The organism is Pedobacter sp. 22163, assembly GCF_052045595.1.
Lineage (GTDB): Bacteria > Bacteroidota > Bacteroidia > Sphingobacteriales > Sphingobacteriaceae > Pedobacter.
Window position 1 is genome coordinate 94,265 of sequence record NZ_JBQEPM010000001.1, and the last position, 16,801, is coordinate 111,065.

Here is a 16,801-nt window from a genome sequence, read left to right on the forward strand (position 1 = left end):
AGCACTTAACACCTTTAAAAAAAAGAGCTTTTGTGAGCTCATTAACTAAGCGAAGCGTTCTCTTGAACACCATTGAGAAAATAAATGCAAGTGAAAAATGCCATTGAAAACGATGAGCAATAAATTAATAATTTATACAGATGACAATTAAACTCTCAAGCTATCCTGAAGGAAATATCATTTATAACAATACTTATCCTGATAACTTTGAAAGCATAAACGACATAGATGAGGCTGTTGTAACATTAGATGAGAACGATGTAAAGTACCAAATAAAAGAAATGTGGTTTAAGGGAATCCACATTGGCATTATTGAGATCCATCCGAATCAGGAAGAGAATTTTTGCTTTGAATCTTCTCAGCAACATATCGGCTTTTTATTTTGTCTGAGCGGTGCGATTAACTGTTATTATAACCATAAACACGATAATTTATTATCATTGGCTAAAAACGAGCAGGATTTTAATGCAGGTGGCGTTAATTCGATCAAATTTAATATCACAGAGAAAACCAGATGCCTTTATATACAGCTCACAGAAGATTACTTTAAGCAGGTAACAGGAGGAGAACTTGGTAACGATCTTAAAACCGGAATCCAAAAGTCGATCAGCCCGGAAATCGGCTTGATACTGCAGCAGATCGTTTCTCCTAAACACGAGGGTAGGGTAAAACGTCTATTCCTTGAAGCCAGGATATTTGAGTTGATTATTGCTTATTTTAATCAAAAACAAGAGAAACAAACACGCGTTTTAAAAAAGGAGGATTTAAAAAAGATTCTATTGGCCAAACAATTGGTAGAGCATGATTTGCAAAGGCCTAATTCATTAATGGAACTTTCGCGTAAGGCCGGGATTAATGACTATAAACTTAAAAGAGGATTTAAAGAACTAACCGGTTATACAGTGTTTGGCTATTTATATAAAATCAGGATGGAAAAGGCGTATTATTTTCTGTCCAAGGAAAAGAAGATGGTTAATGAAGTTGCCTTCCTTGTAGGTTATAAAAATGCACAACATTTTATCACTGCTTTTAAAAAACAGTACAGCATTTTACCGGGAAGTTTAAACAAAAGCTAGAAATTTAGCGCAAACGTTTGTTTATTCTTTTACCTCGTTTACAATCAAATCAGACTCTACAATAGTGTTGTAGTAAGCCTGGTTCTCAGAATTGGGGCTATGAATAAGATCTAACAGAATATTAGCCGCTTTTTGTCCTTGTAAATAGGGGTATTGTTCAACTGAAGCTACCGGCGAATTATCCAGGTAGCTGATAATAGGCAGATTTGCATAACTCACGATATCAAAATCATTAATTACATTCAGCTTTTTGAAATATTTAATCAGGAAGAGTGCTACATAATCGTTAAAGGCTACAATTGCTGTAGGTTTACGCTTATGATTCAAAAATTGATTGGCAGCATCGATGGTACCTTCTTCAGTTAAATCACAGTTTACCACCAAAGACGGATCAAATTTTAAGCGGTTAAAAGTAATCGCCTGCATATAGCCATCTTTACGTTCCTCACTTGCGTACAAGGTATTTGGCCCATTAATCATTCCAATACTTCTATGTCCTTTTTTCAAAAGATAATTCACCGCTTTAATTGTTGCACTTTCTAAGCTACACGCTACATAATGCACGTTTTTAAAAGGAGGTATCCGATCAAAAAATACGACAGGTATATTGAATGAATTGAGTTTCTCGAAATGATCAAACTTTGAAGTGTCTTTACTGATGGATACCAATAAACCATCTACCCGCTGATTTTTCATTTTTTCAACGAGCTTTACTTCCTGCTCATAATTATCGTGCGACTGTGCAAAAATAACCGTATAGTTTTTCTTAATGGCTTCATCTTCAATTGCAGAAATAGCAATAGAAAAAAAGTGTTCTGATAGTTCAGGTAAAATTACGCCAATAGTATATGTTTTCCCTTTTTGAAAAAGAATTGCTGCATTATTAGGCTCATAGTTTAGAGACTTCGCCAACTGCTTAATTTTCTCCCTGGTTACCGCTCCAATGCTCGGATGATCGTGCAATCCTCTGGAAACACTAGATGGAGAAATGTTTAAAATTCTGGCTATTTCTTTGATGGTTGTTGGTTTCGACTGCATTCTGAGTGCTAAACTACATTAAATTTCTTCAATATGTAATAATACAAAATTAATCAAACGTTTGCGCTGTTTTTTTTTCTCATTTCTTTCCTCTGCTATATAAATATCAATACTTTCGGAAAAGCTAAAGGCCATACGCTCTTAAAATAATAATAGAAAAATTATAAATAGAAAGCAATTTTAGTCCTTTAAAAAACAAAATTGATATACAGTTTAAATTATATCCCAATGATTAACAATAGTACCCCTCAATTTGGAGGGGTATTTAAACAAAAAAGACGAGAAGTGTTCGTACCACTTCCCGCCAAATTGGGTTATTTTCCTGCAAGCAGGCACAAAAGTTATCTAAGCTATATGTTTAACCCTTATTCAAAGGTATAAAATTTAAGCATGTTATAAATAAGGTAGTGCCTTATTCTAATTATTTTAAAGTTTTTAATAGCGCAGTCAGTTCTGGCATTGCTACTTAAATCCTTAAGAAGTAATCCATTCGTCATATATTTCACTCAGCCTTCTTTTTTAAAATCATATCCCTACTTTGGTTATTATTAATTTTATAAATGATAGCTATATACATTTTACTTTTTATCTTAATCGCGTTCTTCATTATAACGAACCTTCCGGTTTTTGGCCGTTTACCCAAGGGATTACGATTGGAAAAAATCCAGCACCAGGCTAACTATCGTGATGGTGCATTGCAAAATCAGTCGATAACATTAATGCAACCCGAAGGTGTTAGCTTTTTTAAGGTATTAAAGGCATTTCTTTTCGAAAAACATCTAAATAAAACTCCAGATAAAGCACTTCATTTTATTAAACCTAACCTAAACGGAAGCCCTAAAAGCGGAGCTCCTGAGATTACATGGTTTGGGCACTCATCTTACCTCATTAAAGTAGAGGGCTTAAGAATCCTGGTTGATCCAGTTTTTAGCAAAACCCCATCTCCATTTTCATTTATTGGGAGTAAGGCTTTTTTAGGTACAGACGTTGTAAAAGCAGAAGAATTTAAAAATATCGATATCCTGCTCATCACACACGATCATTACGATCACCTGGATTATAACAGTATTTTAAAAATTGCACCACAAGTTAAAACCATAGTTACTTCGTTGGGAGTAGGAGAACACTTAGAAAAATGGGGAGTTAAAGCTGATAAAATAAATGAATTGTGCTGGAACGAATCGTTAACATTATTTAATAGTCTGAAGCTAACAGCGGTTCCGGCAAGACATTTTACCGGAAGAAAATTTAAAAGAAATCAAACCCTTTGGTCGGCCTTTGTATTGAGAACTGAAAACTACCAACTATTTTTGGGCGGCGATTCTGGTTATGATACACACTTTGCCAAAATAGGTGAGGAGTTTGGTCCTTTCGATTTAGCTTTGCTCGAATGTGGACAGTACAATGCCTATTGGCCGTACATCCATATGTTTCCCGAAGAAACAGTGCAGGCCGCTATCGATTTAAAAGCTAAAGTTTTAATGCCGGTGCATTGGGGCAAATTTAGCTTAGCCATGCACCCCTGGAACGAGCCCATTAAAAGAGTGGTTTTAGCTGCAGCAGCAAAACAGCTTCCTTTGGTTACCCCAAAATTGGGTGAAACAATAATTCTAAATGAATATTTACCGACAGAAAACTGGTGGCTTGAAGAATAAAAACTAAACAATAATTGTACTAAGGTGTTTAATTCTAAAATCAAATACAATTATGAAAACTGATCTTGTTGAAATTTTCCAGACCATTAGAGCCGGAATACAGCCCTATGCCACCCGCGGATATACGGTACACGAAAATTCGGAAAACGGGTATGATCTTTATAGTGAAAAAAACATTGAATTAAACGGTGAAAAAGTGACCGAGCGCTTTTTTACTGGCGTTTATATTAATGGTGATGCTGTAGAAGTTAAAATCAATACAGATGAATTTTCTACAACAAATCATAATTTAAGCGATTTTGGCAAAAACAAAGCAGGTTTGAAAATTTCAGCACTTGATGATTCCAAATTAAAAGAAGTAAAAACCCTGGTAGAAATTATCCATACTAACTTTAAAGAAAAAGAATGGATTTAACAATCTGATGGTTAAATTTGCAGTAGATAATTTTTCTAAAAACCTTCTACTGATTGAATAATTTAACTTCTGACGCTAACTGGCATCATCAATTAAGCTTAGCACTTGCTAATAACAAAATTGAGTGTCTTTTTCTTATAGATCATGACTTTCAATTATTACGGATTGATCCTCAATTGATTATTCATCTGGTAAATTTAAACCATAAATTTATGCCACAACACCTCATTGGGTTACAGGAAGAATATCATCAGGAAGGCATTAAACTCATTCATCTTTGGGAAGATCTGTGGCAATCAAAACCGGATCAGGTTTTAGCTAGAATTAAATCCTTGCTTGGAAAAAATATCCGTATTCACGGTAGAAAAACCAAAGTATTCAAAATTACTAAACCCGTGGCTGATTCTTTTTTAATTGAAAATCACTTGCAGGGCTCAGTAAGTAGCCGTTATAAAATTGGGTTATTCGAAAAAGAGGCGCTTGTAGCGGTTGCTACTTTTTCGGCGCTACGTAAAATGAACCATACCGAAAATTATAAATCAGCAGAATTGATCAGGTTTGCCGTTAAAGCTGGCTATTCTATTACTGGAGGACTTAGCAAGTTGATTGCTTTTTTCGCTGAAACGTATAAACCTAATGATCTGATGACTTATGCAGATCGTGATTGGTCGGCAGGAGAAGCCTATATTAAATTGGGTTTTAAGCAAACGGCGATTTTGGAGCCGCAGACTTATGTTCTGGATAAAAATCTAAATCGTCAGCTAAATAAGATTCATCAGGTTTCGGCAACGGAAGTGTTTAATACAGGAAGTTTAAAATTTATTCTCAAATTTTAATGGACCAGCATAATCTCATCATCATTTTGGGTGCAACGGCATCGGGCAAAACGAAACTTGCTGTAAGCGTTGCTGATGCGTTAAATGGCGAAATTATTAGTGCCGATAGCCGTCAGATATTTAAACGGATGGATATTGGTACTGGTAAAGATTTGCCAGAATATCATATTAACGGCAAAACGATTCCCCATCATTTAATCAATATTTTAGAACCTGGTGAACGTTATCATGTAGATGCCTTTAAAAACGATTTCTACAAGGCCTTTGAATCCATAACAGAAAAAAACAAAATTCCCATTCTCTGTGGCGGAACAGGAATGTACATCCATAGCCTTTTGCAAAATCAAACTTTTACAGCCATTCCCGTAAATCAACTATTAAGAGATCAATTAAATTTATTATCGAAAGAAGCGTTAATTTCAGAATTGCAGAATGATAATAGCGAGAATATTGATCATGTTGATTTATCCTCAAAAAAGAGGTTGATCAGGGCATTAGAAATAGCACAATATTTGAAACATAACAAGCTGGAAGCTGTAAAGCGGCCCGAAATTAAACCCATTATTTTCGGTTTAAAGAATGAAGTCGAAATAACACGTGCCAAAATCCTGACAAGGCTGGATCAAAGATTTAAAGCAGGCTTAATTGAGGAAGTAGTACAATTGCTTAATGAAGGCATTAGTAAAGAGATATTGGTTTTCTATGGGTTGGAATATAAATTCATTGTTAATTACCTGGATGGCTTATTCACGCTTGATGAACTGAAACTAAAATTGGGTATTGCCATTTGCCAATATGCTAAACGGCAAAATACCTTTTTCAGGAAAATGGAAAAGGACAATGTTGAGGTTGTTTGGCTCGATGCATCAGCACCAACAAACCTGTTACAACAGTTGGTAGTTGAAAAAGTTTCACTTAGCGAAAATTAACTTTTATTGGTCATCTTAATGTTGGTTTATGGCCTAAATAGTACTAAAAAAGGCATTCTGGCACAACCTTTGTATTCGTTGCTGCATATTAGTTTAACTCAAAAACAATATCTTAAAATGAAAACAATTACTAAAATCATTGCTACTTCAGCAGCTGTCGTGGCTTTATTCTTTACTACAAATGCTAATGCGCAATCTTCTCAAAAATTAGGAATCGGTATTTTTGGTGGTATACCAACAAGCGATGCATATAGCGTGGCGCTTGGCGCAGATTTACGTTATCAGTTTGATATCGATAAACAATTATCGATTCCTGTTACTGCTGGTTATACCCGTTTCTTAGGTAAAGAAATTGGCAATACTGGCGTAGATGTTCCTGATTTTGGATACATTCCTGTAAAAGCTGGTGTTAAATATTTCTTTAATGAATCAGGTTCTGGTATTTATGGTTTAGCAGAGCTTGGTGCTGGTTTCGGTACAAACGAAGGTAGCGGAACATCATTTGTGTATTCGCCAGCTCTGGGTTATGCATGGAGTAACGGTTTAGATTTAGGCGTAAAATACGAAGGCTTAGCTAAAGATGGTAACAGTACTGGTTATGTTGGCCTACGTTTAGCTTACGGATTTAACTTGTAAGCTTAAATCATAAATAATAGCGAAAGCCCCGACTAAAGTCGGGGCTTTCTTGTTTCATAACATTTTGAAAAAAATGAAAATCCACAATAGATATTTTAACGTATATAAACTAAACCCTTAATTAATAACTTAAAATATCTAAAATGAAAACAGTTACTAAACTTTTTGCAACGACATTAACGGCCCTTGCAATCTTAACCACTTCCAATCTAAAGGCACAAACCATGGGTTCAACTGAACCAATGACATCAGGAAGCGGTATGGCTTTTAAAATCGGCGTAGGCGTAAACGGTGGATTATTTCCAGACAAGTCTGAAATGGATTATGGTTATGGTGCAGATGTAAGACTTCAATATGATTTAAGCCCCTATGTGGCCCTTACTGCTTCGGGTGGTTATACCAGATTAAAATGGAAAGGAAGTCCGCTTAAGTTCGAATTTATCCCTTTATTAGGTGGCGTTAAAGTGTTTCCGATCGAGAGAATGTATTTAAGTACTGAATTAGGTTCAGGTTTGGCCATAAAAGATGGTGCTAACATGAACTTTATTTATACAGGTGGTTTAGGCTACGAATGGAAAAATGGTTTAGATCTGGGCATAAAATACGAAGGTTATGTAAACAATAGCGCTTCTGATCTCTATTTCATGAAAACCGGTCAATTTAACCTGAGATTAGGATATAATTTCAAATTATAATTAGAACATCATTTAATTTAAAGTCCCGATGAAAATCGGGACTTTTTTATTTATTTACCATTTTAATTGCTATTTTGAGCCGAAAACCAAATACAATGAAAAGAATATTCGGATTAGTAATACTTACCGCTTTAATGGCCTGTAACCAGGCAGAAAAAAAATCTACAGAACCTAAAGATTCAACAAAAACAGATTCAGCATCGGTTAGAAATGAGGTTTCTATAAAAGATAAGCAGAAATCTGAAATCTTTAACCAATATGTAGATTTAAAAAATTCACTGGTAAAATCAGATTCAGCTAATGCACAAAAATCTGCAGCACAGTTACAAAGTAGTTTAGCTGCTTATAAAGGTTGTGAGCCAACTGCTGCTGTTGCAGGCAAAATCGCGGCAAGCAATAATCTTGTTTCGCAAAGAAAAGATTTCACGGTTTTAAGCGCAGATATAATTGCGTTATTAAAAAATGCGGAAATAGAAAAAGGCACAATTTATGTTCAGCATTGCCCTATGGCGAATAAAGGAGATGGAGGTGACTGGTTATCAACCGAAAAGGAAATTAAAAATCCTTATTACGGCAAAGAAATGTTGGAGTGTGGGAGAGTTGCCGAAGAAATCAAAGCAAAATAAGATTTCAGATCCTGTCTAATTAAGCACGATTGTTACGTCATTTTGACTAATTATTCATATTAATTTAACAGATTTGTTATGCATGTATATTAATTTTATATAATTTAGAAAGCTATAAACACAATACAATAATATGTCAGATATTGCAGAGATCAAAGTTGATGGTAAGACAGTAGAATTGCCAGTAATTACAGGAACAGAAGATGAAAAGGCCATTGATATTTCAAAATTAAGAGATCTAACAGGTTTTGTTACTTTAGATACTGGTTTTAAAAATACTGGTTCTACCAAGAGTAAAATCACTTTTTTAGATGGTGAAAAAGGCATTTTAAAATATAGAGGTTATTCAATCGAAGAGCTTGCCGCAAAATCAAGTTTTTTAGAGGTCATTTATCTGATCATTTATGGAGATCTGCCAACGCAAAAACAACTTGAAGATCTACAGGCTGACATAAGCAAGCATACTTTGATCCATGAGGACATGAAGAAATTTTTTGATGGGTATCCATCAAGATCTCATCCAATGGGTCAATTAGGTTCCCTGATCTTCTCATTGTCTACATTCTATCCTGAGTGCTTAAAACCAAATCAAACTGCAGAAGAACAAGATTTAACCATTATCAAACTTTTGGCTAAATTCCCAACCATTGTTTCTTTCGTTTATAAAAAATCATTAGGTCATCCGCTTATTTATCCTAAAAATAAATATGATTATGTAACCAATTTCCTTTGGATGACATTTGGACAACGTACTGAAGATTACGATGTAAATCCGATTGTGGTTAATGCGATGAACAAATTGCTTATTCTGCATGCAGATCACGAGCAAAACTGTTCAGCATCTACCGTTCGTATTGTAGGTTCATCTGATTGTAATTTATATGCTTCAATTGCTGCTGGTATTGCTGCACTTTGGGGCCCACTACATGGTGGTGCTAACCAAGCTGTGATCGATATGCTTGAGTTGATTAAAGCTGATGGTGGTGATACAGAAAAGTGGATTGCCAAAGCGAAAGACAAAAACGATCCATTCCGTATGATGGGCTTTGGGCACAGGGTTTACAAAAACTTCGATCCAAGAGCTAAAATTATTAAAAAAGCTTGTGATGATATTCTGGAAAATCTAGGTATTGATGATCCGATTTTAGAAATTGCTAAGAAATTAGAAGAAGCGGCTTTAACTGATCAATATTTCATAGACCGTAAGTTATATCCAAATGTAGATTTCTATTCAGGTATTATTTACCGCGCATTAGGCTTCCCATCTGAAATGTTTACAGTTCTATTTGCTTTAGGCCGTTTACCAGGATGGATTGCACAATGGAAAGAAATGCACGAAAATAAAGAGCCGATAGGTCGCCCACGCCAGATTTATGTAGGTGAAACAGATAGAGAATTTGTTGAGCTTAAAGACAGAAAATAATTTCATTCCACATAAAAAAACCACTCGACAATATCGGGTGGTTTTTTTATGGACGTTGCTTTTATCCACTAACCGTCATCTCGAGCGAAGTGTAGCCTAGTCGAGAGATCTGCAGAGATAGATCTCTCCATTCCACTGCGTTCCAGTCGAGATGACGGCACTTTTTTAACGATGCGCGGTCGAAATTATGACATAATTTAAGTAGCCACGTAATAGATCAGATTTACCATTATCACTTCAGATACATTAAAGGCTATCCAATACATTACAATAATCCAAAACATTTTAAAAATAATGCTCCAACGTTTCCGCTGATAAAATACTTTCAAAGCATTGTACATATACCAGCAAATCCAAACTATAACACCAAGTTGAATGATATTGGTAACAATAGTCCCCTCACCAAAAACATGTTTAATTAAAGGATTTGTAAAAATTTGCACAATAAAATAGGCTGTCATTCCATGGATGGCAAAAATCAGGTGATTTAAATAATAAATATGATTTTTCCTGAAATTCCACATAATAAAAAGTGCCAATAAAGGCATTAACAAAAAGTATTGTTTTGGTCGGTTATGCTCTAGTGTTTCCTGAATTACTTCAGATTTTTCACCAATATTGATCGCTCTTTTTTTGATCATCCGTTCATACCAATTGTCTTGCTCGGTAAGTGTCAATTTCTTTTGCCTTCCTAAATAGGCAGCATAAGTGCTATCGTTTCTTTCGATATGGATATCACTAAAATCTTCGATCATATCGGCAATGGAATCAGATTTTAGCTTGTTGTTTTCAGCTTTAAGTCTATTTAATTCCTTTTCCTGATCTGCAAAACCAAGTCTCTCAAAGTCCTTTGTTTTTATTACTTTATTAAGCGATTTTGCAGTTCTATTCGCAATAGCTTTAGGTACTCCCGGAAGATTCAGTGCCTTATTTACACTGTCGGTAATACTCTCATTTTTTCGTTTTTCGGTCTTAGTTGACTCATGAGTATCTTTTTCAACATGTTTTGGTGAATACACCACCAAAAAATATACGATGGATACGAAGATATACATACTCACCGGATTAATATACCTTGCTCTTTTGCCAGCTAAATAATCGAGTGTAACCTGACCGGGCTTTGTTAAAAGAGGAGAGAGGGTTTGGAAGAATTTATTGTCGAAGTGAAAATAATGGGCTATGCTATGACTAATAAAAGCCCAGAAACTTTCTTTTAACTCTAAATTTGGTTGACCGCAATCGCTACAATAATGTTTCTCAACATGAGCACCGCAGTTTAAGCAATTGTGTTCTTTTCTATACTTACCAGCTGACATGGGACAAATCGAAATTATAAATGGTTAATGGCTTCTACTTCTGCTCGGGTATGTTTATGCTTAAATATGACCACAAAAACTATCGCAATAACCAGCACATAAATGGTAAAAGATAACCAGATGTTGTGCCAGTCTTTCACATCTAATGCCCTGCTTAAATTTCCATTTTCTAGCACACTGATTCCTTTGTTTTTCAAAAATTGAAGGAGATGTTTATTGTCTGCTTCGCTCTTTACATATTTAGATAATGAATCGATACTGCTATAATAGGTAGTAAAATATTTATTGATCATCCAACCTGACACTAAACTCCCAAACACAGCTCCGAAACCGTTAGTCATCATCATAAATAAGCCTTGGGCAGACGAACGTGTTTTTGGTGTGGTTGAAGTTTCTACGAACAGTGATCCCGAAATATTAAAGAAATCAAATGCCATACCATATACAATACAAGAAGTGATGATCATCCATAAATTGGTAGAAGGATCTCCAAAGGCAAATAACCCGAAACGTAATACCCAGGCAAACATGGCAATTGCAATTACCCATTTAATCCCAAATCTTTTCAAAAAGAATGGAATAGCAAGAATAAACAGTGTTTCTGATATTTGAGAGATGGATAAAATGATCGTAGAGTATCTGATTACAAAAGATTCGGCAAAAACCGGAAATAATTTAAATTCATCTAAAAAAACATCACCATAAGCGTTGGTTAATTGCAATGCAGCTCCTAAAAACATAGAAAAGATGAAAAACAAGGCCATTTTATAATCAGCAAACAGCTTGAATGATTCTAGGCCCAGTTTCTGTACGAATGTTTTTTTCTCACTAATTAAATTTAAAGGCTTACATGGAGGTAAAGTGAAAGAGTATATACCTAAAAATAAAGCACTTATACCAGCAATATAAAATTGATTTGCACTTGCTTTATTTCCGGTTAAATTGGTAAGCCACATGGCGGCAATAAAACCAACTGTTCCCCAAACACGGATGGGAGGAAAGTTTTTTACCACATCGAAGTTGCCGTTTTTTAACGTTGTATAGCTAATTGAGTTACTTAATGCAATGGTTGGCATATAAAAACACATAGACACCAATATTACCCAAAAGAAAGTATGCGGATCTTCTACCTGAGGCAGATAGAACATGGTGGCTGCGTAAAGGATATGTAAAATCGCATATAACTTTTCTGCATTGATCCATTTATCAGCAAGAATACCGGTTATGGTTGGCATAAATAGCGAAGCAATGCCCATGGTAGAAAAAATTATCCCAAAATCTGCACCGTCCCATTGTTTGGTTCCGAACCAATAATTTGCAATCGTAATTAACCATGCAGCCCATACAAAGAATTGCATGAAACTCATTATAGTTAAGCGAAACTTAACGTTCATAATAATAGTTTAGTTTGAATTATTGAAAGTAAAAGCTGAATATAGAACTATTTTGAATGATAATCCAAAATGAACCTAAATTATTTTAAACAATCTGGCTCATTTTAGAATTTAGCTTTTTATAGAAAGGATTTGAGAAAAAATCTAGACAAATTTCGATTAGATAAACATTTTTACGTGCATCAACGCTATGATGTTCCACGTTTATTCAATTCATCTCTTAACCTCGCAGCCTTTTCATAGGCTTCTTCGGCAATAGCTTCCTGTAATTTTTGTTGAAGTTCTTCTAATGTTAAATCACCGAAACCTTGTTGTTGGGTTGAGGTAGGCAAGCTATCCGCTTCAGGCTCTTTTGCAATAGAATCCATATTTTCGAGAAAAAGAAAATCATTCCCTTCTATTACGATTCCGGCAGAAGCCAAAATAAATTCGTAGGTATAAATCATGGCGTTAAAACGAACGGCCAAAGCAATGGCATCAGATGTTCTGGCATCAACTTCATGTGTGTTTTTACCATCACTGCAGATCAACTTTGCGTAAAAAACACCATCAACCAGGTTGTAGATGATAATTTCCTGGATATTGATATGAAAAGTATCAGCCATTGATTTGAACAAATCATGTGTTAATGGCCTACTAGGAGTCATTTTCTCAATTTCTATAGCAATGGCCTGTGCTTCAAATGCACCAATAATAATCGGTAAGCGACGGCGTCCATTTACTTCTCCTAAAACAAGGGCATAAGCACCAGATTGAGTCTGGCTGTAAGATAAACCTACAATATCTAATTTAACTTTTTTCATATTTGTTTTCCAAACCCCGCAGGTTTAATTCGGGTGATAAGTTTTTTTTCGGTCTCATTGAAGGCTATCGCCATTTAAAACCTGCGGGGTTTAAAGGTTTATTTTTATGCTTTATGTGCTTTTAATGCTTCAATTAACTTTGGTACAACCTCAAAAGCATCGCCAACAATACCATAATCGGCCACTTTGAAGAAAGGCGCTTCCGGATCTTTGTTGATTACTACAATCACTTTTGATGAGCTAACACCAGCCAAATGCTGGATAGCGCCAGAAATACCTATAGCAATATAAAGGTTAGGGCTAATGGCAATACCGGTTTGACCAACGTGTTCTGAATGTGGTCTCCAGTCTGCATCAGATACCGGTTTAGAACATGCAGTAGCAGCACCCAACAAACCGGCCAATTCTTCGATCATACCCCAATTTTCTGGTCCTTTTAAACCTCTGCCAGCCGAAACCACTAATTCTGCATCAGGTAATGAAACTTTGTCAGTTGCCCTAACAATCTCTTTAATAACAGTTCCTAAGTCTGATTGTTTAACATCAGCAGTAAAGGTCTCTATTGCCGCATCTGTAGCATTTTCTTTAACACCAAAAGCATTTGGATTTAAAGCAATTACTTTATTGGCCGATGTTAATTCGGTAATTGCGAATGCTTTACCTGAGAAGGCTGTTTTCTTAACCGAAAATTTACCATCAGTACTCGGTAATTCTACTGCACCATCAGCTAAACCTGCTTTAAGTTTTACTGCAATACGCGGCGCTAAACCTTTACCAGAGAAAGAGTTAGATAAAACTACAATATCGGCACCTTCTTTTTCCGCTGCTGCAGCGATAACACTTGCATAGGCTTGATTTACAAAGGTTTTTAATTGATCGGCACTTACGTTTAGTACTTTTGATGCACCGTATTTACCCAATTCCTTTAATTCGCTCTCGGCTACATCGCCAATAGAAATTGCGGTTAAATTAGTTGATTGCTGATCGGCAATGGCTTTGGCATAAGATACGGCTTCAAATACAGATTTCTTAAATTTGCCCTCAGCTTGTTCTACATATACTAATACTGACATATAATTTATTCCTTAAAAGGATTTTAGTAAAATTTATTTTTATTATTTAAAGTCCCCTTTAGGGGATTTAGGTGTTATATTACTTTAGCTTCACTATGAAGTAGGCCAATTAACGATTCTGTTTGATCGGCAGGAATTAACTTAACCGTTCCACGAGGCGCAGGGGTTTCATATTTTGTAACCTTGGTTACCTCTTCGATAGCAACTGCATCCACTACAGCCAATGGTTTTGTCCTTGCACTCATGATACCACGCATGTTCGGAATTTTTGGCTCTGCTACACCTTCAGCACAACTTGCAATAAACTTACCTGAAACGGTTAGCACTTCTTTACCACCCTCAATTTCTCTTTCAATCGTTGCTGTATCACCATCAACATCTAATTTTTTGATAATCGATACCGATGGAATGTCTAAAAATTCGCCAACCATAGCAGCAACCTGATTACCATTGTAATCGATAGACTCGCGCCCGGTTAGAATAATATTGAAATCTTTATCTTTTGCATATTCCGCAATCTGTTTTGCCACGAAATAGGCATCTCTCGGTGCCGCATTAACCCTAACTGCATCGTCTGCACCAATTGCAAGCGCTTTTCTAATGGTTGGATCGTTGCCCGCTTCACCTACATTAATAACTGTTACCGTTCCTTTACCGCCTTCGGTTAGCTCAATTGCCCTTGATAAGGCGATTTCATCGTATGGATTAACAATATATTGCACTCCTGACGTATTGAATTCGGTATTATCATTAGTAAAAGTTATTTTTGTCGTTGTGTCTGGCACATTACTGATACAAACTAATATTTTCATATGTTAATAGTGGTTTTTAGTGCTATGATATTATCAAGCCGAAATTTTTAGCTCATGATAATTCATATGTTATATGTTTATTATATAAGGTCTTTCTGCAAATTTAATTAAAAAAGCAAGGAAATAAAATGTCATCAACCCGTTTAAGTAAGTTATTGGAATTTTTAGAAAGCGATCCTAACGATCCTTTTATACTATATGCCTTAGCCACAGAGTATAACGCACAAAATGATAAGGAAAAGGCTTATTCTTTTTACCTTCAGTTAACGGATAAACACCCCGATTATGTTGGCACTTATTACCATTTAGGTAAATTGCTCGAAAAAGATGATCAAAAAGAGAAAGCTATAGCCATTTATCAGAAGGGTATGGAAGTAGCACGCAACAAAAGAGACATGCACGCTTTTTCTGAATTACAAGGCGCATACAATACAGCTGCCGGATTAGATTATGAAGATGATTAACCCCAAACCCCTAAAGGGGCTTTTAGTTTTGAGCTAATGCAAACAAACCCTATAGCTGCAAAAAAACAGTGGTTATTTATTAGAAACGTAATCTTTTTTACATTTACTTCTTTTGGAGGCGCACAAGCACACCTGGCTTTGTTGCTTAAATACTTTGTTCAGAGCACTAAATTTATCTCCGAGGAAGAACTTTTAGAGTTAAATGCACTGGCACAGGTACTCCCCGGGCCAGCATCCACGCAAACCCTGGTTGGTATAGCCTGGAAAGTTGGAAAACTTAAACTGGCCATTATTACTTTCCTGATCTGGATTTTACCCACAGCAACCATAATGACCTTTGCTGCAATAAGTTATGCTTTACTAGATCAAAAACAAAAATTTAACGATATTTTAGAATATATCCAGCCAATTGCACTGGGTATTGTAGCTTATGGTGCATGGAAGCTAGGTAAAAAGGTTTTATCCTCTCAGGTTTCTATATTCCTGGCCATTGCTTCGGTTATTGCCACATTAGTTTTAAGAAATGCTTATGTGTTTCCATTGTCGATATTGATTGGCGGAATGATCTCTTCGGCCATCGAAACACCAAAAGAGGAAGCAGAGTTAAGGGTTAAACTTTTTTCAAATATCAATCCTAAAAAACTGGTCTACTTTCTAGGTGCTTTGCTTTTATTTGCCCTGGTAGGTGCAATTATAAACAGAACATCGCCCTTTAGTTTGCCGATTCGTTTGCTCGAAAACTTTTACCGTAACGGGATACTGGTTTTTGGGGGCGGACAAGTGCTTGTTCCTTTGATGTTTACCGAGTTCGTAGAGATGAAACATTATTTGCCTTCATCTGGATTTTTATCAGGTTTTGCATTACAGCAGGCCTTACCTGGTCCAACATTTTCTTTTACGAGCTACTTAGGCGCATTAAGCATGAAGAATTTTGGTTATGGATTATGGGGCCAAATTTTAGGAGGATTGATCGGGGTGATCGGTATCAACTTACCCGGACTAATCCTCGTTTTATTTATTGTACCATTTTGGGACGATCTGAAAAAGATCTCTCGGATCCGTCATAGTCTTTCAGGAATCAATGCGGTTAGCGTTGGATTTATTATTGCTGCTTTTGTGCTGCTGTTAATACCAATGGGCTTTAACTGGATATTTTTAGGGATTATGGTCGCTACATTTTTGTTGTTAAATTTTACTAAAGTTAGTCCACCTGTTATTGTATTGGCAGGTATATTAATTGGATATTTATTTTAGTAAGATAAATATCAACATCGGATTTATAGAAAAATTTCTAAAATTTGGAAAGCAAAGGCAGTAAACTTTGGGCTAATGTAGCCCCGCTATCACTGCTGCTCCGATGAAGAATCGGGAGCATTCGTTCTATCGGGTTTAGATTGGTTGGTTCCCTGCTACTAGGTCAGTTTTCCGTGCGAGTGTATAAAGTGTATAATTTTCAGTTCCAAATGAAGCAGAGACTCTCCTTGTATTAATGACAGGTGAGTTTAAAAGATTAAATCTTCTCAGATTATCGTCATTGCGAGAAGGCTTTTTCAGCCGACGAAGCAATCTTACAACGATCGCTACTAGCGAGAGCTTTAAGATTCCCGCCT

The 16,801-nt window shown here is 35.8% G+C and carries 17 protein-coding genes; 11 read left to right on the forward strand and 6 right to left on the reverse strand.

Features of this window, described 5'->3' with window-relative positions; genetic code table 11:
* Positions 1–140 precede the first annotated feature (140 nt).
* Positions 141–1,076, forward strand: coding sequence for a helix-turn-helix transcriptional regulator (locus ACTJKN_RS00380; protein WP_440821680.1), 936 nt, complete (start codon positions 141–143; stop codon positions 1,074–1,076).
* Positions 1,077–1,097: 21 nt separating this feature from the next.
* On the opposite strand, the gene ACTJKN_RS00385 is transcribed toward ACTJKN_RS00380, so the two are convergent.
* Positions 1,098–2,114, reverse strand: a complete 1,017-nt coding sequence (locus ACTJKN_RS00385; protein ID WP_440821682.1) for a LacI family DNA-binding transcriptional regulator — start codon at positions 2,112–2,114, stop codon at positions 1,098–1,100.
* A 560-nt stretch (positions 2,115–2,674) separates the two neighbouring features.
* Between ACTJKN_RS00385 and ACTJKN_RS00390 the strand changes: the two genes are divergently transcribed.
* The 8 genes from ACTJKN_RS00390 to ACTJKN_RS00425 all read left to right on the forward strand — a co-directional run bounded on the left by ACTJKN_RS00390 (position 2,675) and on the right by ACTJKN_RS00425 (position 9,329).
* Positions 2,675–3,769, forward strand: coding sequence for an MBL fold metallo-hydrolase (locus ACTJKN_RS00390; RefSeq protein WP_440821684.1), 1,095 nt, complete (start codon positions 2,675–2,677; stop codon positions 3,767–3,769).
* 52 nt (positions 3,770–3,821) lie between these two features.
* On the forward strand, positions 3,822–4,184 hold the full coding sequence (locus ACTJKN_RS00395) for a hypothetical protein (protein WP_440821686.1): 363 nt from the start codon (positions 3,822–3,824) through the stop codon (positions 4,182–4,184).
* A gap of 53 nt (positions 4,185–4,237) precedes the next feature.
* Positions 4,238–5,020, forward strand: a complete 783-nt coding sequence (locus ACTJKN_RS00400) for a hypothetical protein (RefSeq protein ID WP_440821688.1) — start codon at positions 4,238–4,240, stop codon at positions 5,018–5,020.
* Entirely contained in the window at positions 5,020–5,949 is a 930-nt protein-coding gene (gene miaA / locus ACTJKN_RS00405; RefSeq protein ID WP_440821690.1) for a tRNA (adenosine(37)-N6)-dimethylallyltransferase MiaA, read from the forward strand. The genes ACTJKN_RS00400 and miaA overlap by 1 nt, the downstream gene beginning before the upstream one ends.
* Positions 5,950–6,066: 117 nt before the next feature.
* On the forward strand, positions 6,067–6,585 hold the full coding sequence (locus ACTJKN_RS00410) for a hypothetical protein (protein WP_440821692.1): 519 nt from the start codon (positions 6,067–6,069) through the stop codon (positions 6,583–6,585).
* A gap of 143 nt (positions 6,586–6,728) precedes the next feature.
* Complete coding sequence (locus tag ACTJKN_RS00415) at positions 6,729–7,280, forward strand: hypothetical protein (protein ID WP_440821694.1); 552 nt, start codon at positions 6,729–6,731, stop codon at positions 7,278–7,280.
* 95 nt (positions 7,281–7,375) lie between these two features.
* Positions 7,376–7,906: a DUF3347 domain-containing protein gene (locus tag ACTJKN_RS00420; RefSeq protein ID WP_440821696.1), complete on the forward strand. Its 531-nt coding sequence runs from the start codon at positions 7,376–7,378 to the stop codon at positions 7,904–7,906.
* A 133-nt stretch (positions 7,907–8,039) separates the two neighbouring features.
* Positions 8,040–9,329 carry a citrate synthase gene (locus tag ACTJKN_RS00425; protein WP_057934373.1) on the forward strand — a complete coding sequence of 430 codons (1,290 nt, stop codon included), beginning with the start codon at positions 8,040–8,042 and terminating at the stop codon, positions 9,327–9,329.
* A gap of 197 nt (positions 9,330–9,526) precedes the next feature.
* Here ACTJKN_RS00425 and ACTJKN_RS00430 read toward each other — a convergent pair whose 3' ends face one another.
* The 5 genes from ACTJKN_RS00430 to ACTJKN_RS00450 all read right to left on the reverse strand — a co-directional run bounded on the left by ACTJKN_RS00430 (position 9,527) and on the right by ACTJKN_RS00450 (position 14,727).
* Positions 9,527–10,645 (reverse strand): DUF3667 domain-containing protein, encoded by a 1,119-nt coding sequence (locus tag ACTJKN_RS00430; protein WP_440821698.1) that lies wholly within the window; start codon positions 10,643–10,645, stop codon positions 9,527–9,529.
* Between the two features lie 14 nt (positions 10,646–10,659).
* The gene (locus ACTJKN_RS00435; RefSeq protein WP_440821700.1) at positions 10,660–12,039 is read right to left on the reverse strand and encodes a nucleoside permease; all 1,380 of its coding nucleotides are present in this window, start codon (positions 12,037–12,039) and stop codon (positions 10,660–10,662) included.
* A 188-nt stretch (positions 12,040–12,227) separates the two neighbouring features.
* Positions 12,228–12,842 (reverse strand): bifunctional nuclease family protein, encoded by a 615-nt coding sequence (locus ACTJKN_RS00440; protein ID WP_029275168.1) that lies wholly within the window; start codon positions 12,840–12,842, stop codon positions 12,228–12,230.
* A gap of 104 nt (positions 12,843–12,946) precedes the next feature.
* Positions 12,947–13,915 carry an electron transfer flavoprotein subunit alpha/FixB family protein gene (locus tag ACTJKN_RS00445; RefSeq protein ID WP_440821702.1) on the reverse strand — a complete coding sequence of 323 codons (969 nt, stop codon included), beginning with the start codon at positions 13,913–13,915 and terminating at the stop codon, positions 12,947–12,949.
* Between the two features lie 74 nt (positions 13,916–13,989).
* Positions 13,990–14,727, reverse strand: a complete 738-nt coding sequence (locus ACTJKN_RS00450) for an electron transfer flavoprotein subunit beta/FixA family protein (RefSeq protein ID WP_230141344.1) — start codon at positions 14,725–14,727, stop codon at positions 13,990–13,992.
* Positions 14,728–14,855: 128 nt separating this feature from the next.
* Between ACTJKN_RS00450 and ACTJKN_RS00455 the strand changes: the two genes are divergently transcribed.
* Entirely contained in the window at positions 14,856–15,191 is a 336-nt protein-coding gene (locus ACTJKN_RS00455) for a tetratricopeptide repeat protein (protein ID WP_057934368.1), read from the forward strand.
* Positions 15,192–15,227: 36 nt separating this feature from the next.
* Complete coding sequence (chrA, locus tag ACTJKN_RS00460) at positions 15,228–16,445, forward strand: chromate efflux transporter (RefSeq protein ID WP_230141342.1); 1,218 nt, start codon at positions 15,228–15,230, stop codon at positions 16,443–16,445.
* The last annotated feature ends 356 nt before the right edge of the window (positions 16,446–16,801 follow it).

Bases quoted from the DNA above. Each gene is read 5' to 3' on its own strand.
- ACTJKN_RS00380 (WP_440821680.1), top strand. From the start codon at position 141: ATGACAATTAAACTCTCAAGCTATCCTGAAGGAAATATCATTTATAAC.
- ACTJKN_RS00385 (WP_440821682.1), bottom strand. From the start codon at position 2,114: ATGCAGTCGAAACCAACAACCATCAAAGAAATAGCCAGAATTTTAAAC.
- ACTJKN_RS00390 (WP_440821684.1), top strand. From the start codon at position 2,675: ATGATAGCTATATACATTTTACTTTTTATCTTAATCGCGTTCTTCATT.
- ACTJKN_RS00395 (WP_440821686.1), top strand. From the start codon at position 3,822: ATGAAAACTGATCTTGTTGAAATTTTCCAGACCATTAGAGCCGGAATA.
- miaA (WP_440821690.1), top strand. From the start codon at position 5,020: ATGGACCAGCATAATCTCATCATCATTTTGGGTGCAACGGCATCGGGC.
- ACTJKN_RS00410 (WP_440821692.1), top strand. From the start codon at position 6,067: ATGAAAACAATTACTAAAATCATTGCTACTTCAGCAGCTGTCGTGGCT.
- ACTJKN_RS00415 (WP_440821694.1), top strand. From the start codon at position 6,729: ATGAAAACAGTTACTAAACTTTTTGCAACGACATTAACGGCCCTTGCA.
- ACTJKN_RS00420 (WP_440821696.1), top strand. From the start codon at position 7,376: ATGAAAAGAATATTCGGATTAGTAATACTTACCGCTTTAATGGCCTGT.
- ACTJKN_RS00425 (WP_057934373.1), top strand. From the start codon at position 8,040: ATGTCAGATATTGCAGAGATCAAAGTTGATGGTAAGACAGTAGAATTG.
- ACTJKN_RS00430 (WP_440821698.1), bottom strand. From the start codon at position 10,645: ATGTCAGCTGGTAAGTATAGAAAAGAACACAATTGCTTAAACTGCGGT.
- ACTJKN_RS00435 (WP_440821700.1), bottom strand. From the start codon at position 12,039: ATGAACGTTAAGTTTCGCTTAACTATAATGAGTTTCATGCAATTCTTT.
- ACTJKN_RS00440 (WP_029275168.1), bottom strand. From the start codon at position 12,842: ATGAAAAAAGTTAAATTAGATATTGTAGGTTTATCTTACAGCCAGACT.
- ACTJKN_RS00445 (WP_440821702.1), bottom strand. From the start codon at position 13,915: ATGTCAGTATTAGTATATGTAGAACAAGCTGAGGGCAAATTTAAGAAA.
- ACTJKN_RS00450 (WP_230141344.1), bottom strand. From the start codon at position 14,727: ATGAAAATATTAGTTTGTATCAGTAATGTGCCAGACACAACGACAAAA.
- ACTJKN_RS00455 (WP_057934368.1), top strand. From the start codon at position 14,856: ATGTCATCAACCCGTTTAAGTAAGTTATTGGAATTTTTAGAAAGCGAT.
- chrA (WP_230141342.1), top strand. From the start codon at position 15,228: ATGCAAACAAACCCTATAGCTGCAAAAAAACAGTGGTTATTTATTAGA.